General features: G+C 40.2%; 1 protein-coding gene. It reads right to left on the bottom strand.

Features of this window, described 5'->3' with window-relative positions; genetic code table 11:
- The coding region (locus tag HCX49_RS25245; protein ID WP_168128476.1) for a DDE-type integrase/transposase/recombinase at positions 1-343 on the bottom strand (343 nt) is incomplete at both ends.

Genomic DNA, 343 nt, shown 5'->3' with positions numbered 1-343 from the left:
CTGATTTTAAAATTCCGAAGAAATTTTCAATTACGGCATTATCAAGGCAATTTCCTTTTCTGGACATGCTTTGAGTGATTCCGTTTTCTTTGAGCCACTGTTGATATTTAGGCATTTGGTATTGCCAACAACCCTGATCTGAATGTAAAAGCAGTTGTGATGCCCCCCTTGCTTTGGGCAGTGCCTTTTTGAGCATGTCCATTACCCCTTTAAAGGCCGGCCTGTCAGTAATTTCATAACTTATAACTTCCTGATTGAACAGATCAATTATTGGGGAGAGATACAGCTTTTTTTCCTTGACTTTGAACTCAGTAATATCCGTGGCCCATTTTTGCAAAGGCCC

It is taken from the genome of Sphingobacterium sp. B16(2022) (genome assembly GCF_012030425.1).
Lineage (GTDB): Bacteria > Bacteroidota > Bacteroidia > Sphingobacteriales > Sphingobacteriaceae > Sphingobacterium > Sphingobacterium anhuiense.
Note: the sequence above shows the minus strand (reverse complement) of the source record. Positions and strands in the feature narration are given on the sequence as shown.